This is a genomic window from Pseudomonas sp. 86_A, assembly GCF_017491705.1.
Lineage (GTDB): Bacteria > Pseudomonadota > Gammaproteobacteria > Pseudomonadales > Pseudomonadaceae > Aquipseudomonas > Aquipseudomonas koreensis.
The window spans coordinates 301778-325891 of sequence record NZ_JAFGYS010000002.1; the positions used below are offsets into that span (position 1 = coordinate 301778).

At 61.8% G+C, this 24114-nt stretch carries 22 protein-coding genes; 7 read left to right on the forward strand and 15 right to left on the reverse strand.

Annotation, left to right across the window (positions count from 1 at the left end):
* Positions 1 to 90: 90 nt before the first annotated feature.
* The 6 genes from J5M57_RS04775 to pmbA all read right to left on the reverse strand — a co-directional run bounded on the left by J5M57_RS04775 (position 91) and on the right by pmbA (position 5365).
* The gene (locus J5M57_RS04775; RefSeq protein WP_207847745.1) at positions 91 to 984 is read right to left on the reverse strand and encodes a ZIP family metal transporter; all 894 of its coding nucleotides are present in this window, start codon (positions 982 to 984) and stop codon (positions 91 to 93) included.
* Positions 985 to 1014: 30 nt separating this feature from the next.
* Entirely contained in the window at positions 1015 to 1626 is a 612-nt protein-coding gene (locus J5M57_RS04780; protein ID WP_169843102.1) for a superoxide dismutase, read from the reverse strand.
* Between the two features lie 2 nt (positions 1627 to 1628).
* Positions 1629 to 2069: a hypothetical protein gene (locus J5M57_RS04785; protein WP_064585979.1), complete on the reverse strand. Its 441-nt coding sequence runs from the start codon at positions 2067 to 2069 to the stop codon at positions 1629 to 1631.
* A gap of 27 nt (positions 2070 to 2096) precedes the next feature.
* Entirely contained in the window at positions 2097 to 3473 is a 1377-nt protein-coding gene (locus J5M57_RS04790) for a class II fumarate hydratase (protein WP_064585978.1), read from the reverse strand.
* Positions 3454 to 3861, reverse strand: a complete 408-nt coding sequence (locus J5M57_RS04795; protein WP_207847747.1) for a FagA protein — start codon at positions 3859 to 3861, stop codon at positions 3454 to 3456. Before J5M57_RS04795 ends, J5M57_RS04790 begins: the two co-directional genes overlap by 20 nt.
* A gap of 151 nt (positions 3862 to 4012) precedes the next feature.
* On the reverse strand, positions 4013 to 5365 hold the full coding sequence (pmbA, locus tag J5M57_RS04800) for a metalloprotease PmbA (protein ID WP_169844030.1): 1353 nt from the start codon (positions 5363 to 5365) through the stop codon (positions 4013 to 4015).
* 102 nt (positions 5366 to 5467) lie between these two features.
* Here pmbA and yjgA point away from each other — a divergent pair, with 102 nt between their 5' ends.
* A complete protein-coding gene (yjgA, locus tag J5M57_RS04805) occupies positions 5468 to 5992 on the forward strand; it encodes a ribosome biogenesis factor YjgA (RefSeq protein ID WP_003221672.1) in 525 nt (174 codons plus the stop codon).
* 93 nt (positions 5993 to 6085) lie between these two features.
* Here the strand turns inward: yjgA and tldD are convergent, their stop codons facing one another.
* The 8 genes from tldD to mreB all read right to left on the reverse strand — a co-directional run bounded on the left by tldD (position 6086) and on the right by mreB (position 17369).
* Complete coding sequence (tldD, locus tag J5M57_RS04810) at positions 6086 to 7528, reverse strand: metalloprotease TldD (RefSeq protein ID WP_169843099.1); 1443 nt, start codon at positions 7526 to 7528, stop codon at positions 6086 to 6088.
* A gap of 4 nt (positions 7529 to 7532) precedes the next feature.
* Entirely contained in the window at positions 7533 to 8393 is an 861-nt protein-coding gene (locus J5M57_RS04815; RefSeq protein WP_207847748.1) for a carbon-nitrogen hydrolase family protein, read from the reverse strand.
* A gap of 133 nt (positions 8394 to 8526) precedes the next feature.
* Complete coding sequence (locus J5M57_RS04820) at positions 8527 to 12330, reverse strand: YhdP family protein (RefSeq protein ID WP_207847749.1); 3804 nt, start codon at positions 12328 to 12330, stop codon at positions 8527 to 8529.
* 75 nt (positions 12331 to 12405) lie between these two features.
* Complete coding sequence (rng, locus tag J5M57_RS04825; protein WP_064585972.1) at positions 12406 to 13863, reverse strand: ribonuclease G; 1458 nt, start codon at positions 13861 to 13863, stop codon at positions 12406 to 12408.
* Positions 13864 to 13921: 58 nt separating this feature from the next.
* Entirely contained in the window at positions 13922 to 14518 is a 597-nt protein-coding gene (locus tag J5M57_RS04830; RefSeq protein ID WP_207847750.1) for a Maf family protein, read from the reverse strand.
* 37 nt (positions 14519 to 14555) lie between these two features.
* Positions 14556 to 15047, reverse strand: a complete 492-nt coding sequence (gene mreD, locus J5M57_RS04835; RefSeq protein WP_169843096.1) for a rod shape-determining protein MreD — start codon at positions 15045 to 15047, stop codon at positions 14556 to 14558.
* A complete protein-coding gene (gene mreC, locus J5M57_RS04840) occupies positions 15047 to 16189 on the reverse strand; it encodes a rod shape-determining protein MreC (protein ID WP_207847833.1) in 1143 nt (380 codons plus the stop codon). The genes mreD and mreC overlap by 1 nt, the downstream gene beginning before the upstream one ends.
* A 142-nt stretch (positions 16190 to 16331) precedes the next feature.
* Positions 16332 to 17369, reverse strand: a complete 1038-nt coding sequence (mreB, locus tag J5M57_RS04845) for a rod shape-determining protein MreB (protein WP_002555108.1) — start codon at positions 17367 to 17369, stop codon at positions 16332 to 16334.
* Between the two features lie 211 nt (positions 17370 to 17580).
* Between mreB and gatC the strand changes: the two genes are divergently transcribed.
* From gatC to J5M57_RS04875, 6 genes are all read left to right on the forward strand, one after another.
* On the forward strand, positions 17581 to 17868 hold the full coding sequence (gene gatC / locus J5M57_RS04850) for an Asp-tRNA(Asn)/Glu-tRNA(Gln) amidotransferase subunit GatC (protein ID WP_003221657.1): 288 nt from the start codon (positions 17581 to 17583) through the stop codon (positions 17866 to 17868).
* A 16-nt stretch (positions 17869 to 17884) separates the two neighbouring features.
* Entirely contained in the window at positions 17885 to 19336 is a 1452-nt protein-coding gene (gene gatA, locus J5M57_RS04855) for an Asp-tRNA(Asn)/Glu-tRNA(Gln) amidotransferase subunit GatA (protein WP_207847751.1), read from the forward strand.
* Between the two features lie 10 nt (positions 19337 to 19346).
* On the forward strand, positions 19347 to 20792 hold the full coding sequence (gene gatB / locus J5M57_RS04860) for an Asp-tRNA(Asn)/Glu-tRNA(Gln) amidotransferase subunit GatB (RefSeq protein WP_007961565.1): 1446 nt from the start codon (positions 19347 to 19349) through the stop codon (positions 20790 to 20792).
* Between the two features lie 191 nt (positions 20793 to 20983).
* Positions 20984 to 21358, forward strand: coding sequence for a septal ring lytic transglycosylase RlpA family protein (locus tag J5M57_RS04865; RefSeq protein WP_064585967.1), 375 nt, complete (start codon positions 20984 to 20986; stop codon positions 21356 to 21358).
* 46 nt (positions 21359 to 21404) lie between these two features.
* Positions 21405 to 22466: a calcium/sodium antiporter gene (locus J5M57_RS04870; protein WP_169843095.1), complete on the forward strand. Its 1062-nt coding sequence runs from the start codon at positions 21405 to 21407 to the stop codon at positions 22464 to 22466.
* Positions 22463 to 22840 (forward strand): carboxymuconolactone decarboxylase family protein, encoded by a 378-nt coding sequence (locus J5M57_RS04875; protein WP_083367016.1) that lies wholly within the window; start codon positions 22463 to 22465, stop codon positions 22838 to 22840. The genes J5M57_RS04870 and J5M57_RS04875 overlap by 4 nt, the downstream gene beginning before the upstream one ends.
* Positions 22841 to 22924: 84 nt before the next feature.
* On the opposite strand, the gene J5M57_RS04880 is transcribed toward J5M57_RS04875, so the two are convergent.
* On the reverse strand, positions 22925 to 23866 hold the full coding sequence (locus J5M57_RS04880; RefSeq protein ID WP_207847752.1) for an AEC family transporter: 942 nt from the start codon (positions 23864 to 23866) through the stop codon (positions 22925 to 22927).
* Between the last annotated feature and the right edge of the window lie 248 nt (positions 23867 to 24114).

Sequence of the window (24114 nt, forward strand, 5' to 3'; positions counted from 1 at the left end):
GTAGCAGTCGTCAATACGGTGCAACTGGCAGATAGCGAATGGGGCCGCTTTGCAGCCCAGCGGGAGCAAGCTCCCTCGCCACAATTCAACTCAACCCAATGCTGTATCCATCACCATCATCAGACAGAACCCGATCAGCAAGCCAAGACTGGCGAGCTTGTCATGACCATTGCGTCGCGACTCGGGGATCACCTCATGGGTCACCACCAGCAACATCGCTCCCGCCGCCAGTGCCAGCCCCAATGGCAACAACAGCTCCGCCAGGCCGACCAGCCACGCACACAACAGGGCAAACACCGGCTCGACCAGACCTGACGCTGCGCCGATCACGAACGCCTTGACCCGCGACATCCCCGCCCCAGCCAACACCAGCGCAATCACCAGCCCTTCCGGCACATCCTGCAAGGCAATGCCCATCGCCAGGCTGTCCGCGTCGGGCACGCCGCCGCCCGCCGATACGCCGACCGCCATGCCTTCAGGAATGTTGTGGGCAATGATCGCGAAGACGAACAGCCAGATTCGCGGTGGAATCACCGGGTGTTCAAGGGTGCCGACCAGCATTTGCGCAGAGGCGCCGGACAAGCGCAGATCCACCAGATACAGGGCGCACGCACCGAGCAGGATGCCAAAGCAGATCAGGCCACTGGCGGCCCACGGTGTCAGACCCAGGCTTTCAGCGGCTGCGATGCCGGGCACGATCAGCGAAAACGCCGTCGCGGCCAGCATCACCCCGGCTCCAAACCCCAGCAACGTATCGCCAAGTGCCTGTGGCATGTTGCGAATAACCAGCACCGGCACAGCGCCAAGCGCTGTGCCGAGTGCGCAGATCGCACCACCCTGCAACGCCCGCGACAGTCGCGGCTCCAGACTCAGCCACTCCAGTCCATGGGCGACCAGCAAGGTCATGCCCGCCAACAGCAACAACGATCCCACGGCGTAACGAAACATACGCCCACCGCCGATCGCCAGTGTCTCAGTGCCCATAGTCAGCCTTGGATTGTTTTTATAGAAGACTTAAACCAGTGCGGCCTGAAAGCGCGCGGCGACTTCCGGCCAGTTGATCACGTTGTAGAACGCGTTGATGTATTCCGGGCGACGGTTTTGATAACGCAGGTAGTAGGCGTGCTCCCAGACGTCCAGACCGAGAATCGGCGTATTGCCGTTCATCAGCGGGCTGTCCTGATTGCCGCTGCTTTCCACGATCAGTTTCTTGTCGGGTGTGACGCTGAGCCAGGCCCAGCCACTGCCGAACCGGGTCAACGCGGCTTTGGTGAACGCTTCCTTGAAACGCTCGAGCCCGCCCAGTTGCTCATCGATTGCCTGGGCCAGCGCGCCATCAGGCTTGCCACCACCGTTGGGCACCATGACTTCCCAGAACAGCGAGTGGTTGGCGTGTCCGCCGCCCTGATTGATCACGGCCGCGCGAAGTTTTTCCGGCAATTGCTGGACGCTGGCGACCAGTTTTTCAACCGGCCACTCGGCAAACTCGGTGCCTTCAACCGCCGCGTTGAGGTTGTTGATGTAGGTCTGGTGATGCTTGGTGTAGTGGATTTCCATGGTCTGCGCATCGATATGCGGTTCCAGGGCGTCGTAGGCGTACGGCAAGGCAGGCAACGTAAAAGCCATTTTCAGTGAACTCCATGGTGATGTGTGGCTGGCGCGCGACGCGCATTGCCGGTATCCGGATGCAGCAGGCGCTGGGTGCGCGGATATTCGCCGTGCTCGCTGATGAAATTCAGCAGTTCGACGTAGGTCTTGCTGCTCTGGCGCAACGCCGCTTCCCGCAGGGCCGGACGCAGGCGCTCGTCCTGCATGGTCTGTAACAGCCGTTGATGAATCGCGCACAGGTATTCGGCGCTCTCCTCCGGTTGATTCAGGCGCAGGTGCAGATCCGCAAGGTTGTGGTGGGAGACGACGCAGGCCGCCACCGCTTCGTCGGCATCGGCCCAGCGTTCGAACAGCACTTGCGCCAGGGCCAGGGCTTGCAGGTAAGCCTCGCGGGCATCGATCAGCTCGCCGAGCATGAAGCAGCGATTGGCCCGTTCGATCGTGCGTTTCCAGTGCTCCATGGTGAACCTCCAAAGCGGTTGCGGGATTTACACGCCGCCAGCGGTGAGTTTCTCGGGGTTGAGCAACTCTTCCAGTTGGCTGCGCGACAGGTCGGTGTGCTCCAGCGCGACGTCGATCACCGGGCGGCCCTGCTTGTAGGCCTGCTTGGCGATTTCGGCAGCTTTCTGGTAGCCAATGATCGGGTTGAGCGCGGTGACCAGAATCGGGTTGCGCGCCAACGCTTCCTTGAGTCGTGCCTCATTGACCTTGAAGCTGGCGATGGCCTTGTCACCAAGCAGACGGCTGGCATTGGCCAACAACTCGATGCTGCTCAGCAGGTTCTGGGCAATGACCGGCAGCATTACGTTCAGCTCGAAGTTGCCCGACTGCCCGGCAATGGTGATCACCGAGTCGTTGCCGATCACTTGGGCGGCAACCATCGCGGTGGCTTCCGGGATCACCGGATTGACTTTGCCCGGCATGATCGACGAGCCCGGTTGCAGGCCCTCGAGTTCGATTTCACCGAGACCGGCGAGCGGACCGGAGTTCATCCAGCGCAGGTCATTGGCGATTTTCATCAGCGACACGGCGGTGGCCTTGAGCTGGCCGGAGACCGCAACGGCGGTGTCCTGCGAACCGATCAGGGCGAACAGATCCTTGCCCGGGGTGAACTGCACATGGGTCAGCTGACTCAGGTGGCGACTGAAGCGCGCGGCGAATTCCGGGTGGGCATTGATCCCGGTTCCCACCGCCGTGCCGCCCTGCGCCAGCGATTGCAGACTTGGGAGCAAATCCTGCAGGTGAGCGATATTGGCCTTGAGCTGCTGCGCCCAGCCATTGAGCACCTGACTCATGCGCACCGGCATCGCGTCCATCAAGTGCGTGCGACCGGTTTTGACGTGCTGGTGCACCTGCCCGGCTTTGTTTTCGATGACCTGTACCAGGTGCAGCAGCGCCGGCAGCAATTGCTCGTGCAACGCCAGGGTGGCACTCACATGAATGGTGGTCGGAATGATGTCGTTGCTGCTCTGGCCGCAGTTGACGTGATCGTTCGGATTGACCGGTTCGCCCAGCAGACGGCTGGCGAGGGTCGCGATCACTTCGTTGGCGTTCATGTTGGAGCTGGTGCCGGAACCGGTCTGGAAGATATCCACCGGAAAATGCTGCATGAAGTCGCCTTCGAGCAGGCCTTGCGCCGCGTCACTGATGGCCTTGCCTTGCGCCGCGCTGAGCTGGTTGAGTTCGACGTTGGCCCGCGCCGCGGCGGCTTTGGCGAGGATCAGCGCGCGAATGAATTGGGTCGGCATCGGTTTGCCGCTGATCGGGAAGTTATCCACCGCACGCTGGGTCTGCGCGCCGTAGAGAGCGTCCACCGGCACCTGCAGTTCGCCCATGCTGTCGCGCTCAATACGTGTCTTGGTCATCTGAAAATCCTTGCACCAGTTCAATAAGAGGAATCGAGGGGAACAGTTCGCAGGTGGCGAGCTGCCAGGTGTAGCGCTGCCAACGCTGGAGCCGGCAGTTGCACAGCGACAGGCGCTCCATTTCACGCAACGGACGCCAGGCTTGATCAAGACACAGGCTGCGCCAGTGCCACGGCAACGCGATGTCGGTGGCCGTGTCGAGCAGCAGATGGAAGGCGGTTTCAGCGATGGTCCAGGGAGAGGTAGCCGTGCAGCAGGCCAGATAACGGCCTTCGGCCAGGTAATGTTCGATCAGGCGCGGTTCGTCAGGATCCATCGCGCAGCGGATCTGGCGACTCATCCAGCGCCAGCTTTCGAGGTACGGCTGCTCGTGCAAGGCAGAACTCATGATCCGGGACTCGTTCGGAGATGAGATTCATTATTAGATGATAATGAGAACCAAAACAAGAGTGCCTTGGCAAGAGCTGCCGAAGCTGGGCATAAAAAAGGCGCGCCATCCGAATTGGGTGGCGCGCCTTTTTGCGTAGCGGAATTTGAGGTTAGCTGCCCGCGACAGTCATCCGCTCGATCAGCACCGAGCCCGTACGAATGTTGCTGCGCAGTTCCAGATCATTACCGACCGCAACGATCTGCTTGAACATGTCGCGCATGTTGCCGGCGATGGTCACTTCCTGCACCGCGAACTGGATTTCGCCGTTCTCGACCCAGAAACCCGCCGCCCCGCGCGAATAGTCGCCAGTGACCATGTTCAAGCCATGGCCCATCAGCTCGGTCACCAACAGGCCACGGCCCATACGGCGCAGCAATGCCGCCTGATCTTCATCACCGTGGGTCACGAACAGGTTGTGCACGCCGCCAGCGTTGGCGGTGCTCGGCATGCCGAGTTTGCGCCCGGAGTACGTGCCAAGGATGTACGACACCAGCTCGCCCTTTTCGACGAACGGCTTGGCATAGGTAGCCAGACCATCACCGTCGTAGGACGCACTGCCCATGGCGCGCATCAGGTGTGGACGCTCGTCGATGGTCAGCCATTCCGGAAACAGCTTCTGCCCCAGCGTGCCTTCAAGGAACGAGGACTTGCGGTACAGACTGCCGCCGGAGATCGCCGAGAGGAAGCTGCCGAACAACCCGCCCGCCAGCTCGGCGGAAAACAGTACCGGCACTTCGCAGGTCGGCACCGGACGCGCGCCCAGACGACTCGCTGCCCGTTGCGCGGCACGCTGGCCGATACTCACCGGATCCGCCAGCAGACTGCCCTGGCGATTGACGTCATACCAGTAATCACGCTGCATCTGGCCGTCGGCTTCGGCGATCATCACGCAGCTGAGGCTGTGTCGGGTCGACGCGTAACCGCCGACGAAACCGTGGCTGTTGCCATACACGCGGCAGCCCTGATGAGTGCTGAGGGTGGTGCCGTCAGCGTTCTTGATCCGCGCATCCGCGTCGAACGCCGCCGCTTCACAGAGCAACGCCTTCTCGATGGCCTGCTCCGGGGTGATGTCCCATTCGTGGAACAGGTCGAAATCCTGCTGATCCTTGGCCATCAGCGCCGCATCAGCCAGGCCCGAAGCTTCGTCTTCAGAGGTGTGCTTGGCGATCGCCAGTGCGGCGGCGACGGTTTCACGAATCGCATCAGGCCCGGTGGCGGAGGTGCTGGCCGAGCCTTTGCGCTGGCCGACGTACAGGGTGATGCCGAAGCCCTGATCGCGGTTGAACTCGACCGTCTCGACTTCACGCTGGCGCACCGACGTCGACAAACCCTGCTCCAGCGACACCGCGACTTCGCAGGCACTGGCGCCCTGACGCTTGGCTTCGGCGATGATCTGCTCGACCTGTTCCTGCAGTGCCGGCAATGCCTGCGGGCCGACGCTTTGAACTGCACTCATGCTCATCTCCACTCAAATTCTGCTTTCGGCTGGGGTCATCGAGCGACCGGGCCGGACAAGCGGCCCCCGACTGGTTATCATGGCGGCGTTTCTTTGCGGACTGCCACCATGGTTGATTCTTACGACGACTCCCTCGATACGGGAGAAAAAAGCAAATCTCAGGTCAAACGCGAGCTGCATGCTCTGGTTGACCTTGGCGAGCGCCTTACAACACTCAAGCCCGACTTGCAGGCAAAACTGCCATTGACCGACGCTTTGCGCCGGGCCCTGGCCGATGCGCCCAAGCACACCGCGAACATCGCGCGTAAACGGCACTTGCAGTTCATCGGCAAACTGATGCGCGATCAGGACACTGACGCGATTCTGGTATTGCTCGATCAACTCGATGCCTCCACCCGTCAGTACAACGAGCGTTTCCACAACCTCGAACGCTGGCGTGACCGCCTGATCGCCGGTGACGATGCCGTGCTGGAGAAATTCGTCGTCGAGTACCCGGACGCCGATCGCCAGCAGTTGCGTTCCCTGATCCGTCAGGCTCAGCACGAGGTTGCGCAAAACAAACCTCCTGCTTCCAGCCGCAAGATCTTCAAATACATCCGTGAGCTGGACGATACCCAACGCGGCCTGCGTTGATATTCGCCCCTGTAGGAGCTGCCGCAGGCTGCGATCTTTTGATCTTGAAAAAGCAAAGATCGCAGCCTGCGGCAGTTCCTGCAGCTGGTTTATTTATGCGCCCGTGCCACCCACGGTAATCGCATCGATCTTCAGCGTCGGCTGACCGACACCCACCGGCACCGACTGCCCGTCCTTGCCGCACGTACCCACTCCGCTGTCCAGCGCCAGATCGTTCCCGACCATCGACACCCGGCTCATCGCCTCGGGGCCGTTGCCGATCAATGTCGCGCCCTTGACCGGTGCGGTGATCTTGCCGTCTTCGATCAGGTACGCTTCGCTGGTGGAGAACACGAACTTGCCGCTGGTGATGTCGACCTGACCGCCGCCGAGGTTGGCGCAGTAGATGCCTTTCTTCACCGACGCGATTATTTCCGCCGGATCGCTTTCGCCACCGAGCATGTAGGTGTTGGTCATGCGCGGCATCGGCAGATGCGCGTAGGACTCGCGCCGACCATTGCCGGTGCGCGCCACACCCATCAGGCGCGCGTTGAGCTTGTCCTGCATGTAGCCCTTGAGCACGCCGTTCTCGATCAGCGTGGTGCACTCGGTCGGGGTGCCTTCGTCGTCGACACTCAGCGAACCGCGACGACCGCTCAGGGTGCCGTCATCGACGATGGTGCACAGCTTGGACGCGACCATCTCGCCCATGCGCCCGCTGTAGGCGGAACTGCCCTTGCGGTTGAAGTCGCCTTCCAGACCGTGGCCGACCGCTTCGTGCAGCAGCACGCCGGACCAGCCCGAACCCAATACCACCGGCAAAGTGCCGGCCGGGGCCGGAATCGCTTCCAGGTTCACCAGCGCCTGACGCAGCGCTTCACGGGCATAACCCATGGCGCGGTCTTCGGCGAGGAAGTAACGGTAGTCGGTACGCCCGCCACCGCCATGCCCGCCGCGTTCGCGGCGGCCATTCTGCTCGACGATCACGCTGACGTTGAAACGCACCAACGGACGCACATCAGCGGCCAGACCACCGTCGGTGGACGCCACCAGAATCCGCTCCCAGACCCCGGCCATGCTCACGCTGACCTGCTGAATCCGTGGGTCAAGAGCGCGGGTGGCAACGTCGATGCGCTTGAGCAATTCGACTTTCTCGGCGCGGCTCAGCACTTCCAGCGGGTTGTCCGGCGCATACAACTGCGCGACATCCTGGGTGGAGAACGCTTGCACCGTGCCGTTCTGCCCGGCGCGGGAGATCGAGCGTGCGGCGCGGGCCGCAGCGCCGAGGGCTTCGAGGGTGATCGCATTGCTGTAGGCAAAACCGGTTTTTTCACCGGATTGCGCACGCACGCCAACGCCCTGGTCGAGGTTGAAGCTGCCTTCCTTGACGATACCGTCTTCCAGCGACCACGACTCGGAGATCTGACCCTGGAAATACAGGTCGGCCGCATCGATGCCCGGCCCTGCCAGATCGCCGAGCACGCCTTGCAGGCTCTCGAGGGTCACGCCGCCGGGCGCCAACAGGTGATCACTGACTGAGGACAACAACTCGCTCATAGGTTTACGCCTTAAATTCATGTTCTGAAGCAGGCCGCTGTGCGCCCTGCGAGAAAAACCGCCGATGATTCGCCACCGGCATTCGCGCCCTGATGGACGCCTGTTCATCACTGTCGCGTTCGGCCAACAACACCGCTTCGCCTTGATCCTGATGCGCCAGCACGCGGCCCCACGGATCAATAATCGCCGCATGACCAAAGGTTTCCCGCGGTCCCGGGTGGGTCCCGCCCTGTGCTGCCGCCAACACATAACACTGCGTCTCGATGGCCCGGGCGCGAATCAGCACGTCCCAGTGTGCCGCACCCGTCACTGCGGTGAAGGCCGACGGGGCGGTAATCAACTCGGCACCGGCGGCGCGCAGTTCGCTGTACAGCTCCGGAAAGCGCAGGTCGTAACACACCGTCAGACCCACTCGGCCCACCGGCGTGTCCGCCACCACCACGCCACTGCCATAAGCATAGTCATCGGATTCGCGATACCGCCCGCGATTGTCCGCCACATCGACATCGAACAGGTGCAACTTGTCATACCGCGCCACGGTTTCGCCCTGATCGTTGACCAGCAGCGAACAGGCATGCGACTTGGCATCCGGCTGACCTGGCGGTGGCAACGGCAACGTGCCGGCCACTATCCATAACTTGAGGTCGCGGGCGGTCTGTTTCAACCACGGCAGGATCGGGCCCTCGCCGAGTGCTTCGGCGCGGCCGATGGCGGCAATGTCGCGACGGCCCATGGCGGCGAAGTTCTCCGGCATCACCGCCAGCTTCGCGCCGCCGGCCGCAGCCTGCTCGAGCAGACGTCGGGCCTGGGCCAGATTGGCCAGCACATCGCTCTGGCTGACCATTTGAATCACCGCTAAAGACATGGCCGCTCCTCTGGATCTGCACATAACCTTGCAGGAGCTGCCGAAGGCTGCGATCTTTGGATCTGACTCTAAAAAAACCAAATCAAAAGATCGCAGCCTTCGGCAGCTCCTGCCAAGGGGTAGTTTCTGCTAGTTAAAAAGGCTTGTCGAAGGTGATTTTCGGCTCTTTCCACGGGCCTTTGACGGTGTACTTGACGCTGGCGAAGCGGGCCACGCGGTCACCGATCAGCTTGTCGATCAGGAACAACGCCCCGCCGACCGCTGGTGCACCGACGATCAACGCAGCAATCGGCAGGTTGTTGGTCACCGGCAAGGTCACCAGCAATTTCGCGTCGACCTGATCACGCACCAGGTCCAGCGTACCGTTGAGTTCAATGTTGCTCGACGGCCCGGTCAGGCGGATCGGCTCGCGGGTGTCGTACACACCGGCGTTGGCCACCAGCAGACCCTTGACCCGGTCATAGCTCAAACCTTTTCCGAACAAGTCGGAGAAATCCAGACGCAGACGGCGCCCGATGGAGTTGAAGTTGAGCAGACCGAACACCCGCAATGCCTGCGCGCCGCCGTCCACTTCGACGAACTGACCTTTATTGAGCGAGGCATCCAGCGTGCCGGAGAAGCGCTTGGTCGCCAGCCATGCCGGTGAGCCTGGCCAGCGGCCATCGACGTCCATGTGGAATTCTTCGCTGGTCACACTCGGCGCAAAGCCCCAGCCCTTGAGCACGTCGGCGAGGTTCTTGCCACTGATCCGGCCCTTGAACCAGCTGTTGGTCGAACCCGGCGCACCTTCCCAGCCGCCATTGCCCTGCAACAGGATGCCCTTGAGGCCCATGTCGAGGTTGTTCAGGGCGATGCCTTTGCCCGTCGGACGCACCTTCAACGACCAGCCGCCAACCAGATCCTGGCCCAGGAACAACTGGTTGATGGTGATATCCAGCGCAGGAATCTTCGTCGGGTCGACGGACGCCAGCGGATCGGGCGCATTCTCGTCGGCCTGCACCGTCGGATCCGGCGCCGGCAGCCGCACGTATAGCAGGTTGACCGCGATCGGTTGGCCCTTGGCATCGGGCAGGCTGGCCGAACCCTTGGCCTGCTGGCTGTCGAGCGACAGATTCCACGCCCATGGCTTGCGATTGACCTGCACGGCGGCCTGATCGAGCGTGGTGCCGAATGCGGTGAGCTTGCCCACCTTGAAATCAGCACTGTTGAGCAATTGCTTGGCGCTGCCACCCGGATCGTTGCCGGCGTATTTGTTGACCAGGTCCTGCCACGGTGCGACGTCCAGCTCTGACAGTACACCGCGGATGCGCAGGCCCTTGGCGTCCGGCAGGAGTGCATCGCCGGTACCGAGGAACAGCTCACCGCGACCCTCGGCGATATTGCCCGGTGGCGCAGCGAAGGTGAAACTGGCCAACTGATCGTAGCTGACCCAGAAGCGCCGTTCCGGGCCTTGCAGAGTCATGCGGAACACCGTGTCACGGCCCTGTTCGGCCGACATGCCGAACGGCGCCGGCAGGTCCACCGCCACGCCTTTCATGCTGGAACTGACCGTCAGCTGACTGTTGGTGCCGTCCAGGTTGACCTGCAGTTGATACGGAATGGTCCCGGACACCGGCAACGACTGGCTCACACCCAGCCAGTCGGTGAGTTTCTTGACCTCGACCTGCCCGGAAGCCGCGACCCGTGTCTTGAGCTTGTTCGGGCTGCCATCGGCGAAAATCTGTGCGGTCACCGGCTTGTCGAAAGCCCGGGCGGAGATGTTCTGTCCACTCAGGCCCTTGGCGCTGTCGAAACGGAAATCACCCTTGAGCTGGCTCAGTTCCAGTTTCGGTTCAGCCAGTTTCAGCCGCGCATTGGCGGTCTTGAAATCGACGAGAATCTTCGGCAGATCGCCCTTTTCCAGCGGAATGTCGAGTTTGACCTTGCCCTGCAGATCACCCTCGCCTTCCCAACCAGCGAAGGTTTCGCCGGTACCGATCGGCGCGGTCTGCAGAATCTTCAGGCCATCGCCCAACCCGCCAGCAAACCCGCCGTCGAGGAGCAGATGCGTAGGCTGCCCGGCCGGCACATGGGGAATGTTGACGAAAACGTCGCTGACCTGGGTGTCGAGCAGTTGCCCCTTATCAGCCACGATACGCACGCCACTGTCCTCGATGAACACGTCACCACTGACCTTGCTCACGTGCGGCCAGCCCGGCTGGAACGCCAGTTCGGCGTCATGCACCTTGAAGAACAGGCTGATGCTGCGATCAGCATCCTTGGCGTTTTTGCTCAGCGACCCCTGATACTGGAAGAAGCCCTGGTCCACGGCACCCTTGAGAATCGCTGTGCGCAGCCACTCGTCGAGGGCCGGGCTCAAGACTTCGGGCAGGTACTTGGCGGTGTAGCGACCGTCGCCATCGACCAGACCGACGCGCAGGTCCATGTAGTCTTCCTGGGTATGGTCGAAGTGCAGGCGGATCAGGAAGTCACCGGCAATCTTGCCCTCTTCGCCCAGCACCTTCAGGTAAGGCGCAATCAGGGTGAAACCGTCCTTGTCGAGCTTCCAGGTCAACCGCGCGTTGGCCTGGATGTATTGCCATGGCTTGGCGAAGATCGGGTCGAGGTGCAGGACAAAATCCTTGCTGTCCATGCGCAACTCGCCACCGTCGAGGTTGCCGCTGAGGCTGCCACTGACGTTTCGCGCCGCCGGGGCACCGTGATAGGCATCGAAACCGACTTGATCCAGATTGGCCGCGAAACCGAATTTCGAGCCGTCGGTGGCGTTCGGACGGAAATCCAGCAGCACGTTGCGCAGCCCACCCGTCACTTTCAGGTGATCAACGACGGTGGCGAAGCTCTCCGGCAACGGCCCCAGCGCATTGAGCAACGGGGTGATCGGCGTCAGATCGAGGCGGTCAGCCTGTAAATGCCAGAGTTCTTCGACTTTATCGGTCGCCGCTGTCTGCTTGATCTGTACGTGAGACTCCCAGCGGGTTTCGCCGAAATTCATCGCCAGCGAGTCGAGGGTGACAATCGCGCCGTCATCGTCGCGCTGGTAGTAGCCGTTGAGCGCCAGATTATCGATCTGGATCGGCTTGCGCTCGGCGTAGGCGCCGGTCAGGTGTGGTGCGTTCAAACGAAGGGCGGCGCTCTGCAGGGCACCGTCGTTCCAGTTCACCCAGAGTTCGCCACCGGCCTTGATCTCGGAAAAATTCCACTGCTGAGTCAAGCGCTCGGGCAGCCACTTCGACCAGTCGCTTTGCGGCAGGCTGACGTAGCCCTCCACGGCGCTGTCCGGCAATTGCGTGGGGCGAATCCGCGTGCGCAGGCTCATAGCCACCGGCTGCCCGTCGGGCAAGGTCAAACGCGCGTCGAGACGCTGCCGGCTGGCACCGGTTTTCAGGTTGATGCCAACATACGTGAAGGTCATCGGCGCGTGATCCAGCGGCTGCACGGTCACTTGACTGTCGAGCACCGACAGTTGCTGAATCATTTGTGAACGGTTGAACAGTTGCTCGGGATCCAGCGGCTGATCGTTCTGCACCGGCAGGCCTTCCAGCGCCCAGGTGCCGTCCTGTGCTTCCTTGACACTGATCTTCAGGCCGTTCAATTCCAGATGGGCAATACGCACTTCACGTGCCAGCAGGCTGGCCCAGAGATCCGGCACCGCGCGCACCCGATCCAGACGCAAGGCATTGGCGCCGTCGCCGACCATCACGTCATGGGCCAGCAGGATCGGTGCAAATCCGCTCCAGTTGCCTTCCAGTTCGCCGATCTGCAGCGGCATGCCAAGGGCCGCACTGGCCTTGTCTTCGATCTCGGTGCGGTACTCCGCCACCAGTGGCGTCAGTTCCCGACCGAGGCTGACGTACAACGCCATCAACACCAGAACCAACGCGCACAGGCCCAGCCCCCAGCGGGTGAGTACGGCCAAAATGCGTGTCAGACGCTCCATGTCAGTTGGCTCCCATGGCGAAAAAACTGCGAAAAGCTGAGGCCAGCCGTTGTGGATTAAATGTGCCGCAGGGGTTCAGAGCAGCACCACGTCATATTGTTCCTGGGAATACATGGTTTCGACCTGAAAGCGTATGGTCCGACCGATAAACCCTTCAAGCTCGGCGACGTTACCGGATTCTTCATCGAGCAAGCGGTCCACCACTTTCTGGTTGGCCAGGACCCGGTAGCCCTCGGCCTGATAGGCACGGGCTTCGCGCAGAATCTCCCGGAAGATCTCGTAACAGATGGTTTCCGGAGTCTTCAGTTTGCCGCGCCCCTGGCAACTGCTGCACGGCTCGCACAGCACCTGCTCAAGGCTTTCGCGGGTGCGCTTGCGGGTCATCTGCACCAGGCCCAGTTCGGTGATGCCGATGATGTTGGTCTTGGCGTGATCACGCTCCAGCTGTTTTTCCAGGGTGCGCAGCACCTGACGCTGGTGCTCTTCATCTTCCATGTCGATGAAGTCGATGATGATGATCCCGCCCAGATTGCGCAGGCGCAGCTGACGGGCAATGGCGGTGGCGGCTTCGAGGTTGGTCTTGAAGATGGTTTCTTCGAGATTGCGATGCCCGACGAACGCCCCAGTGTTGACGTCGATGGTGGTCATGGCTTCCGCCGGATCGACCACCAGGTAACCGCCGGACTTCAGCGGCACCTTGCGCTCAAGGGCTTTCTGGATTTCGTCTTCGACGCCATACAGGTCGAAAATCGGTCGTTCGCCCGGATAGTGTTCCAGACGATCGGCGATTTCCGGCATCAGTTCGGCGACGAACTGTGTGGTTTTCTGAAAGGTTTCCCGGGAATCGATACGGATTTTCTCGATCTTCGGGCTGACCAGGTCGCGCAGGGTGCGCAGGGCCAGGCCGAGGTCCTCGTAAATCACACTCGGCGCGCCAATGGTCTGGATCTGCGCGTTGATCTGATCCCACAGGCGCCGCAGGTAGCGGATGTCCATGAGGATTTCATCGGCCCCGGCGCCTTCGGCGGCGGTACGCAGGATGAAACCACCGGCCTCCTTGATCCCTTCCTTGGCCACGCAATCGCTGACCACCTGCTTGAGGCGCTCACGTTCGGCTTCGTCTTCGATCTTCAGGGAAATGCCGACGTGCGCCGTGCGCGGCATATACACCAGATAGCGCGACGGGATCGACAGCTGTGTGGTCAAGCGCGCGCCCTTGGAGCCGATCGGGTCCTTGGTGACTTGCACCACCAGGCTCTGGCCTTCGTGCACAAGTGAGCTGATGCTCTCCACCGCCGGCCCTTCGCGCAGGGAAATTTCCGAGGCGTGAATGAACGCGGCGCGATCCAGGCCAATGTCGACGAACGCCGCCTGCATGCCCGGGAGCACGCGCACGATCTTGCCTTTATAGATGTTGCCGACGATCCCGCGTTTCTGCGTGCGCTCGACATGGACTTCTTGCAGCACACCGTTTTCGACCACCGCCACACGCGATTCCATCGGCGTGATGTTGATCAGAATCTCTTCACTCATGGCAGGATCTCGTTCAGGCATGTTCACGATAATGGCCGCATCTTGATTCGTACGACGCTCATTGCGCGTGCAGGTGTTGCCAACAGGGTATGCCGAAATGGCCCAACAGTTCTGCGGTTTCGCAAACCGGCAGCCCGACCACGGCCGAATAGCTGCCGTTGAGGCCCGCGACAAACACCGCGCCCAGGCCCTGAATGCCGTAACCGCCGGCCTTGTCCCGGGGCTCGCCGCTGGCCCAGTAGGCGGCGGCTTCGTCGCGGCTGATCGGGCGGAACCGCACCAGACTGCGCACCACTCGCGACTCACAGCGCGGGCCTTCGAGCACGGCGATGGCCGTCAGCACTTCATGCTCCTTGCCGGACAACATCATCAGCATGGCGCATGCATCGGCTTCGTCCACCGGCTTGCCGAGAATTTTGCCGTCGAGCACCACGGCGGTGTCCGCCCCCAGCACGCAAAACGCCGCGTCGGACACGAGCGTACGGCGACCGGCCTCGGCCTTGCCGCGCGCCAGGCGCTCGACATAGGCCGAAGGCGATTCTTCGGGTAGCGGGGTTTCATCGATGTCCGCACTGATGGCGGAGAATGGCACGCCGATCTGCGTGAGCAATTCACGTCGGCGCGGCGATCCAGAGGCAAGGTACAGCGGCTTCATCAAAACATCTCCCTGTTCAGTGCCCAGCCTTACCGGATCAATTGATTTTGTAGCGGCGGCGCAGTCCACGCAAAGCGAAGCTGACCCACGGCCAGAGCAAGGCGCTGGTCAAGGCCGGCAGCACCAGGGCCAGGGTTGGCTGACGGTTGCCGGTCAGCGCACTGAGCCACAGTTGAACCAGTTGCGCGAGGCCGAAGATCACCAGGATCACCAGGCATTGCTGCCACATCGGGAACATCCGCAGGCGTTGCTGCAGAGACAGCACCAGGAAGGTGATCAGCGTCAGGATCAAGGCGTTCTGCCCCAGCAACGTGCCGTACAGCACGTCTTCGGCCAACCCCAGACAAAACGCCGTGACCATGCCGACGGTATGCGGCATGGCCAGAGCCCAGAACGCGAGGAGCAGCGCTAGCCACAGCGGGCGCAGGATTTCCATGAATTGAGGCATCGGCGACACGCTGAGCAGCAGGCCGATGAGAAACGTCAGCCAGACCATCCAGCCGTTACGGGAAGCGGTAGCCCCAACCATTATTCTTGTCTCCCGGTGTTGGCCGGCGTGGTGACAGGCGGTTTGGCCGCCGGTCGAGTCGCTGGCTGGGATGCCGCAGGCCTGCTGTTCGCAGGTGCGGCTGCAGGTGGCTTGGCAGTCGCAGGCGGCTTGCTCACGGCCGGTTTGGCCGGCGTGGCACTGGCTGCTGGAGCAGTTGCCGCGGCAGGCGCCGCCGCTGCCGCCGCCGCTGCGGGCGGCGTCACGGCTTTCGGCACCGTGGCCGGAATCACCGGACCACCGCCCTGCGCATCGAGATTTTCCTGGGCTTGCGCCGCATCGTTGGCGCGCTCTTCGGCGGTACGGTTGTCGCTGAATACCAGCAACATGTAACGGCTGCGGTTCAGTGCTGCGGTCGGCACGGCGCGGACGATGGCGAACGGCTGGCCGGAATCGTGAATGACTTCCTTCACCGTCGCCACCGGGTAGCCTGCCGGGAAGCGCTGACCGAGGCCGGAACTGACCAGCAGATCGCCCTCCTTGATGTCGGCGGTATCGGCCACGTGGCGTAACTCCAGGCGTTCCGGGTTGCCGGTACCGCTGGCAATCGCCCGCAGACCGTTACGATTCACCTGCACAGGGATGCTGTGAGTGCTGTCGGTCAGCAGCAGTACACGGGAGGTGTACGGCATCAACTCGACCACCTGACCCATCAGGCCACGCGCATCGAGCACCGGTTGACCGAGCACCACGCCGTCACGCTCACCTTTATTGATGATGATGCGATGGGTGAAGGGATTGGGGTCCATGCCGATCAGCTCGGCCACTTCGACCTTTTCGTTGACCAGTGCGGAGGAATTGAGCAACTCGCGCAGCCGAACGTTCTGCTCGGTGAGGGCGGCAAGCTTTTGCATGCGACCCTGCAACAGCAGGTTTTCGGTCTTGAGTTTTTCGTTTTCAGCGACCAGTTCGGTGCGACTGCCGAACTGACTGGCAACACCTTCCCACAACCGTCCGGGCAGGTCAGTGATCCAGTAGGCATCCATCAGCACCAGCGACGCTTGTTTGCGCGCAGGCTTGAGCAGGTCAAAGCGGGCATCGACCACCATTAGCGCGATCGATAGCACGGCCAGCACCAACAGGCGCACGCCCAGCGAAGGGCCCTTGGCGAAAAGCGGTTTAATAAGCCGCTCCTCCCAGGCAAATGTTCTGTTTATTCATACGGCATCAAACCGGCCTGGATGAAGACTGACAGAAGATAAACGCCAACAGGCAGCACTGCAAAGTGCTGCCTGCGCGCTCACCCACGTATTGCAAACCAGCGAGTTATTCGCTGGAGAGCAGGTCCATGGTGTGCTTGTCCATCATTTCCAATGCACGGCCACCGCCGCGAGCAACGCAGGTCAGCGGGTCTTCGGCAACGATCACCGGCAGACCGGTTTCCTGGGCCAGCAGCTTGTCGAGGTCACGCAGCAGTGCGCCACCACCGGTCAGCACCAGGCCACGCTCGGCGATGTCGGAAGCCAGTTCCGGCGGCGATTGCTCCAGCGCGCTTTTCACGGCCTGAACGATGGTTGCCAGGGACTCTTGCAGAGCTTCCAGCACTTCGTTGGAATTCAGGGTGAATGCGCGTGGAACGCCTTCGGCCAGGTTGCGACCGCGAACGTCGACTTCGCGAACTTCGCCGCCCGGGTAGGCCGTACCGATTTCCTGCTTGATGCGCTCGGCCGTCGATTCACCGATCAGGCTGCCGTAGTTGCGGCGCACGTAGGTGATGATCGCTTCGTCGAAGCGGTCGCCGCCAACGCGGACGGATTCGGCATAGACCACACCGTTCAGGGAGATCAGCGCAATTTCAGTGGTACCACCACCGATATCGACAACCATCGAACCGCGTGCTTCTTCTACCGGCAGGCCGGCACCGATCGCAGCCGCCATCGGCTCTTCGATCAGGAACACTTCACGAGCACCGGCACCAAGGGCCGATTCACGGATGGCACGACGCTCAACCTGGGTGGATTTGCATGGAACGCAGATCAGCACACGAGGGCTGGGCTGCAGAAAGCTGTTTTCGTGAACCTTGTTGATAAAGTATTGCAGCATCTTTTCGCAGACGCTGAAGTCGGCAATCACGCCGTCCTTCATCGGACGAATGGCAGCAATGTTGCCCGGCGTACGGCCGAGCATGCGCTTGGCTTCGGTGCCGACAGCAACGACACTTTTCTGGTTACCGTGTGTCCGAATGGCCACAACCGATGGCTCATTCAGGACGATACCGCGCTCGCGCACGTAAATAAGGGTGTTGGCAGTGCCCAGGTCAATGGAAAGATCGCTGGAAAACATGCCACGCAGTTTCTTGAACATGGGAAAGGGACCCTAGGCAACGCGTGGGTAAAAAAGTGCGGCAAACTCTAACAACGACAGGGATTTTGGGCAAGGCGCCAATATGTTAAATTGGCCGCTTTTCTGTGCACCAAGCCCCACAATCGCGGCCTTATGACCGTAGAAGTGCGGTAGTGTTCCGACAATCTAACACACGGACGCCGTCCGTTCTGTTTTCCACTGGAGAATCCCGATGGCGCTAGAACGCTCCGACGTGGAAAAAATCGCTCATCTGGCCTGCCTTGGCCTGAATGATGCCGATCTTCCGCACATTACTTCCGCCCTCAACAGCATTCTCGGGCTGGTCGACGAAATGCAGGCCGTCGATACCGACGGTATCGAGCCTTTGGCCCACCCGCTGGAAGCCAGTCAGCGCCTGCGCGCCGACGTCGTGACCGAGACCAATCATCGCGAGGCCTATCAGTCCATCGCACCAGCGGTCGAAAACGGCCTGTATCTGGTTCCGAAAGTCATCGACTAAAGGGAAAGAGCCTGCAATGCATCAAATGACTCTGGCCGAGATCGCCCGCGGTCTCGCCGATAAAAAGTTTTCCTCCGAAGAGCTGACCAAAGTCCTGCTGGCACGCATCACCCAGCTCGATCCACAGCTCAACAGTTTCATCAGCCTCACCGAAGAGCTGGCGCTTGAGCAGGCGAAAGCCGCCGACGCGCGCCGGGCCAACGGTGAGAGCGGCGCCCTGCTCGGCGCGCCGATCGCCCACAAGGACCTGTTCTGCACCCAGGGCATCCGCACCAGCTGCGGCTCGAAGATGCTCGACAACTTCAAGGCGCCGTACGACGCCACTGTGGTCGCGAAACTGGCCGCTGCCGGCGCCGTGACCCTGGGCAAGACCAACATGGACGAATTCGCCATGGGTTCGGCCAACGAGTCGAGCTGGTATGGCGCGGTGAAAAACCCGTGGAACCTGGAACACGTGCCGGGCGGTTCGTCCGGGGGATCGGCGGCGGCAGTCGCTGCTCGTCTGTTGCCAGCGGCCACGGCCACTGACACCGGCGGTTCGATCCGTCAGCCAGCCGCGTTCACCAACCTGACTGGCCTCAAGCCGACCTACGGTCGTGTTTCGCGCTGGGGCATGATCGCTTACGCCTCCAGCCTCGATCAGGGCGGCCCGCTGGCACGCACGGCCGAAGACTGTGCAATTTTGTTGCAAGGTATGGCCGGGTTCGATCAGAACGACTCCACCAGCATCGATGAGCCGGTTCCGGATTACTCCGCCAGCCTCGGCGATTCGCTGCAAGGCCTGCGCATCGGCGTGCCGAAGGAATACTTCAGCGCCGGTCTCGACCCGCGTATTGCCGATCTGATCCAGAACAGCATCAAAGAGCTGCAGAAGCTCGGTGCCGTGATCAAGGAAATCAGCCTGCCGAACATGCAGCACGCCATCCCTGCGTACTACGTGATCGCCCCGGCAGAAGCGTCCTCGAACCTGTCGCGTTTCGACGGCGTGCGCTTCGGCCATCGCTGCGAGAACCCGGAAAACCTGATCGACCTGTACAAGCGCTCCCGTGGCGAAGGCTTCGGGCCTGAAGTACAGCGCCGGATCATGGTCGGTGCCTACGCGCTGTCCGCCGGTTACTACGACGCCTACTACCTGAAAGCGCAGAAGATCCGTCGCCTGGTGAAAAACGACTTCATGGCAGCTTTTAATGAAGTCGACATCATCCTTGGCCCGACCACGCCGAACCCGGCCTGGAAGCTCGGCGCCAAGAACAGCGACCCGGTCGCTGCCTATCTGGAAGACGTCTACACCATCACCGCCAACCTCGCGGGCCTGCCGGGCCTGTCGATGCCGGCCGGTTTTGTCGACGGTCTGCCGGTTGGCGTGCAACTGCTCGCGCCGTATTTCCAGGAAGGCCGTTTGCTCAACGTTGCGCACCAGTATCAGTTGAACACTGACTGGCACACCCGCACCCCAACCGGCTTCTGAGGAGACACACATGCAATGGGAAGTCGTGATCGGGCTGGAGATTCACACTCAGCTCACTACCCGGTCGAAAATCTTTTCCGGTAGTTCCACCCAGTTCGGCTCCGAGCCGAACACCCAGGCCAGCCTGATCGACCTGGGCATGCCCGGCGTACTGCCGGTGCTGAACCAGGAAGCGGTACGCATGGCGGTGATGTTCGGTCTGGCGATTGACGCCGAGATCGGTCAGCACAACGTGTTCGCGCGTAAAAACTACTTTTACCCGGACCTGCCGAAGGGCTACCAGATCAGCCAGATGGAGTTGCCGATCGTCGGCAAGGGCCACCTGGACATCGCGCTGGAAGACGGCACGGTCAAACGCGTCGGCATCACCCGCGCGCACCTGGAAGAAGACGCCGGCAAGAGCCTGCACGAAGAATTCAACGGTGCCACCGGCATCGACCTGAACCGTGCCGGCACGCCGCTGCTGGAAATCGTTTCCGAGCCTGACATGCGCAGCGCCAAGGAAGCCGTGGCTTACGTCAAGGCGATCCACGCGCTGGTGCGCTACCTGGGCATCTGCGACGGCAACATGGCCGAAGGTTCGCTGCGTTGCGACTGCAACGTCTCGGTACGGCCCAAAGGCCAGGTCGAGTTCGGCACTCGCTGCGAGATCAAGAACGTCAACTCGTTCCGCTTCATCGAGAAGGCGATCAACTCCGAGATCCAGCGTCAGATCGAGCTGATCGAAGACGGCGGCAAAGTGATCCAGCAGACCCGTCTGTACGATCCGAACAAGGACGAGACCCGTCCGATGCGCTCCAAAGAGGAAGCCAACGACTACCGTTACTTCCCCGACCCGGACCTGCTGCCAGTGGTCATCGAAGAGTCGTTCCTCGGCGAGGTGCGCGCCACCCTGCCGGAACTGCCGCCGCAAAAACGTGAGCGCTTCCAGAGCCAGTTCGGTCTGTCGGCCTACGACGCCAACGTGCTGGCCACCAGCCGTGAGCAAGCGGACTACTTCGAGAAAGTCGCAGCCATCGGCGGCGACGCCAAACTGGCAGCGAACTGGGTGATGGTCGAGTTGGGCAGCCTGCTCAACAAGCAAGGCCTGGACATCGACGAGTCGCCGGTTTCCGCTGAACTGCTGGGCGGCATGCTGCAGCGCATCAAGGACAACACCATCTCCGGCAAGATCGCCAAAGTGGTGTTCGAAGCGATGGCCAACGGCGAAGGCACCGCGGACGAGATCATCGACAAGCGTGGTCTCAAGCAAGTGACCGACAGCGGCGCGATCTCCGCCGTACTGGACGAAATGCTCGCGGCCAACGCCGAGCAGGTCGAGCAGTACCGTGCGGCAGACGAAGCCAAGCGCGGCAAGATGTTCGGCTTCTTTGTGGGCCAGGCCATGAAAGCCTCCAAAGGCAAGGCCAACCCGCAGCAAGTGAACGAACTGCTGAAAAGCAAGCTCGAAGGCTGACCACAATGGAGCCAGCATTTATTACTGGCTCTGATCCCCTGTGGCGAGGGAGCTTGCTCCCGCTGGTCTGCGCAGCAGACCCAAATCGGCAACTGCACTCTTTCAGAAAGAGTGCAGTTGCAGGTTTTGCGACCGCTTCGCGGCCGAGCGGGAGCAAGCTCCCTTGCCACAATTATTTTGGGAGCTTTCGAATGAAACGCCTGCTCGGCGCCTGCGCCCTGCTCTCGCTACTGGCCGGTTGCGCCAGCAACGACATCATCGACCCGCACGGGTACGACCAGACCGGTGTCGCCTCCTACTACGGCGCCCAACACCACGGTAAACGCACCGCCAGCGGCGAAGCGTTCAACCAGCATTCCCTGACCGCCGCCCATCGCCAACTGCCGTTCGGCACGCGGGTGAAGGTCACCAACCTGAACAACCAGAAATCCTGCATTGTGCGCATCAACGATCGCGGGCCGCACACCCGTGGCCGCTTGATCGATGTCTCGCGCGAAGCGGCCGAACGCCTCGGCATGCTCAGCAGTGGCACGGCGCGGGTTCGCCTGCAGGCCCTCGACGACTGATGGAGCGCTGACCATTTTTGCTCTCGCCGATTTACCGCTGATCAACGTGATCGAACTGCTCAGCGGTCTGTTCCTGCTGATCGTCGGCGCCGAACTGATGGTGCGCGCCGCCGTGCGTCTGGCGGCGCGCCTGCATGTGCGGCCGCTGATCATCGGCCTGACCATCGTCGCCCTCGGCAGCAGCGCCCCGCAAATGGCCGTCAGCCTGCAGGCGACACTGACGCACAATCCGGACATCGCCGTCGGCAGCGTGATCGGCAGCAGCATCTTCAATATCCTCGTGACCCTCGGCCTGTCGGCGTTGATCATTCCGCTGCGGGTCTCGCGGCAACTGGTGCGTCTGGACATTCCGCTGATGATCGGCGCCAGCCTGCTGGTGTTCGTCCTCGCCTGGAATGAACAGATCGGCCGTTTCGACGGCGTCCTGTTGCTCGCAGCGCTGGCGCTGTACCTGGGCTTGCTGCTGCGCCAGTCGCGACACTCGGCGCGGCCGCATTCCGAATTGCCGCTGACGCCGCAGGCCCCGTGGTTCAGCAGCCTGCTGATGATCGTTGTCGGGCTGGCGTTGCTGGTGTTCGCCGGGCATCTGCTGCTGGGCGCAGCGGTGGCGGTGGCGACTGATCTGGGATTCTCCGAACGGGTGATCGGCCTGACGGTGGTCGCGGTCGGCACCTCGTTGCCGGAACTCGCCACCTCGCTGATCGCGGCATTGCGCGGCCAGCGCGACATCGCCGTGGGTAACGTGATCGGCGCCAACCTGTTCAACCTGCTGGGGGTGCTCGGGGTCACCGCGCTGATCGCGCCGACGCCACTGTCGGTCTCGCCCAACGCGCTGGATTTCGACTTGCCGGTGATGCTCGGCGTCGCCGCGTTGTGCCTGCCGGTGTTCTATTCCGGTTACCGCGTGACCCGCGCCGAAGGTTTGTTGCTGCTCGGTTTGTACGCTGCTTACGGGCTGCACGTGGTGTCGTTCACCACCGGCATGCCGCTGGCCGGCAAACTCGAAAAGCTGATGCTGTTTTACGTGCTGCCGACCCTGCTGGCGTTCCTGTTGTTCACGTCCGTACGCGCCTGGCGCCGCCAACACCACAAGAGGGATGTGCCATGACCGATGCGAAGAAAACCGGGGTTGAAATCCGCCGCCAGGTAATGGGCGATGCGTTCGTTGATCGCGCGCTGGGCAACGCCACCGAGTTCACCCAGCCGCTGCAGGATTTCGTCAATGAACACGCCTGGGGCGGCGTGTGGAATCGCGAAGGTCTGCCACTCAAGACCCGCAGCCTGATCACCCTGGCCGCGCTGACCGCCTTGAAGTGCCCGCAGGAATTGAAAGGCCACGTGCGCGGTGCGCTGAACAATGGCTGCACCGTCGAGGAGATCCGCGAGGCGCTGCTGCATTGCGCGGTGTATGCGGGGGTGCCGGCGGCGATTGATGCGTTTCGCGCGGCGCAGGAAGTGATCGACAGTTACCAGAAAAGCTAAAGATAGCAGCCTGCGGCAGCTCCTGCATTGGAATGCGTTCCCCTGTAGGAGCTGCCGCAGGCTGCGATCTTTTGATCTTGCCCTTCAGATCCACCCACCCCACTGCAACAGAAAGATCCCGACATTGGTGGTCACCGCCGCCATCAGCGTGGTCAGCACAATGATCGCCGCCGCCAGCTCATGATTGCCCTGCGCCGCCCGGGCCATGACGAAACTGGCCGCCGCCGTCGGGCTGCCGAAGTACAGAAACAGAATCCCCAGCTCCGCCCCACGAAAGCCCCAAAGCCACGCGCCGAGCGTTGCCAACAGCGGCAGGCCGATCATCTTCATCAGACTCGAACTGAGCGCCAGGCTGCCGCTCTTGCGCAATGCCGCTAGCGACAACGTGCCACCAATGCAGATCAGCGCCAGTGGCAAGGTGGTCTGCGCCAGATACTGCCCGGAAGTTTCCAGCCAGCCCGGCAAACCGATCTTGAACCAGGCAAACGGTGCTGCCGCAATCACGCTGATGATCAGCGGGTTGCTGAACACACTTTTGCAGATGCTCCATGGATCGGACTTGATCACCGGGCTGTACACCGCGAGCACGATAGTCGACAGCGTGTTGTAGAACAGGATCACCAGCGCCGCGAGAATCGCCCCGAGGGAAATCCCGTAGTCGCCGTACATGCTCGCCGCCAGCGCGAGGCCGATCACCCCGTTGTTGCCGCGAAACGCGCCCTGGGTGTAGATGCCGCGATCTTCGCGCGGGCACTTGATGATCGCCCACCCCCAGGCCAGGGCAAAACTGGCCAGCGTGGCGAGCGCGAAATAGATCAACAGCGCCGGTTGCAGCGCCGCGTGCAAATCCGCATGCAGAATCCCGAGAAACAACAGCGCCGGCATGCTGACGTTGAACACCAGCGACGAAGCGGTGTGGATGAAGTTGTCGTTGATCCAGTCGATGCGCTTGAGCAGCACCCCGAGAAACAGCATGGCAAACACCGGCGCGGTGATGTTCAGGGTTTCGAGGAAGATTGCCAGCATGCCGGGGGAGCCTTGGGTGAGCGTCGTCAGGGGGCTAATGATAAGCCACTTGCGGCGGTATGACCTCAATCCAAAAGGCAGAAGCCCCTCACCCTAACCCTCTCCCGGAGGGAGAGGGGATTGATTGGGGGATATTCAAGAAGTCCACCGACGTGAAATGGCATCGTTGAATCCATAATCGACCGGGTATTTCAGGTCGATGCATAGCGCCAGACACCTCGGTCGGCTCCCTCTCCCTTCGGGAGAGG

Bases quoted from the DNA above. Each gene is read 5' to 3' on its own strand.
- J5M57_RS04775 (WP_207847745.1), bottom strand. From the start codon at position 984: ATGGGCACTGAGACACTGGCGATCGGCGGTGGGCGTATGTTTCGTTAC.
- J5M57_RS04780 (WP_169843102.1), bottom strand. From the start codon at position 1,626: ATGGCTTTTACGTTGCCTGCCTTGCCGTACGCCTACGACGCCCTGGAA.
- J5M57_RS04785 (WP_064585979.1), bottom strand. From the start codon at position 2,069: ATGGAGCACTGGAAACGCACGATCGAACGGGCCAATCGCTGCTTCATG.
- J5M57_RS04790 (WP_064585978.1), bottom strand. From the start codon at position 3,473: ATGACCAAGACACGTATTGAGCGCGACAGCATGGGCGAACTGCAGGTG.
- J5M57_RS04795 (WP_207847747.1), bottom strand. From the start codon at position 3,861: ATGAGTTCTGCCTTGCACGAGCAGCCGTACCTCGAAAGCTGGCGCTGG.
- pmbA (WP_169844030.1), bottom strand. From the start codon at position 5,365: ATGAGCATGAGTGCAGTTCAAAGCGTCGGCCCGCAGGCATTGCCGGCA.
- yjgA (WP_003221672.1), top strand. From the start codon at position 5,468: ATGGTTGATTCTTACGACGACTCCCTCGATACGGGAGAAAAAAGCAAA.
- tldD (WP_169843099.1), bottom strand. From the start codon at position 7,528: ATGAGCGAGTTGTTGTCCTCAGTCAGTGATCACCTGTTGGCGCCCGGC.
- J5M57_RS04815 (WP_207847748.1), bottom strand. From the start codon at position 8,393: ATGTCTTTAGCGGTGATTCAAATGGTCAGCCAGAGCGATGTGCTGGCC.
- J5M57_RS04820 (WP_207847749.1), bottom strand. From the start codon at position 12,330: ATGGAGCGTCTGACACGCATTTTGGCCGTACTCACCCGCTGGGGGCTG.
- rng (WP_064585972.1), bottom strand. From the start codon at position 13,863: ATGAGTGAAGAGATTCTGATCAACATCACGCCGATGGAATCGCGTGTG.
- J5M57_RS04830 (WP_207847750.1), bottom strand. From the start codon at position 14,518: ATGAAGCCGCTGTACCTTGCCTCTGGATCGCCGCGCCGACGTGAATTG.
- mreD (WP_169843096.1), bottom strand. From the start codon at position 15,047: ATGGTTGGGGCTACCGCTTCCCGTAACGGCTGGATGGTCTGGCTGACG.
- mreB (WP_002555108.1), bottom strand. From the start codon at position 17,369: ATGTTCAAGAAACTGCGTGGCATGTTTTCCAGCGATCTTTCCATTGAC.
- gatC (WP_003221657.1), top strand. From the start codon at position 17,581: ATGGCGCTAGAACGCTCCGACGTGGAAAAAATCGCTCATCTGGCCTGC.
- gatA (WP_207847751.1), top strand. From the start codon at position 17,885: ATGCATCAAATGACTCTGGCCGAGATCGCCCGCGGTCTCGCCGATAAA.
- gatB (WP_007961565.1), top strand. From the start codon at position 19,347: ATGCAATGGGAAGTCGTGATCGGGCTGGAGATTCACACTCAGCTCACT.
- J5M57_RS04865 (WP_064585967.1), top strand. From the start codon at position 20,984: ATGAAACGCCTGCTCGGCGCCTGCGCCCTGCTCTCGCTACTGGCCGGT.
- J5M57_RS04875 (WP_083367016.1), top strand. From the start codon at position 22,463: ATGACCGATGCGAAGAAAACCGGGGTTGAAATCCGCCGCCAGGTAATG.
- J5M57_RS04880 (WP_207847752.1), bottom strand. From the start codon at position 23,866: ATGCTGGCAATCTTCCTCGAAACCCTGAACATCACCGCGCCGGTGTTT.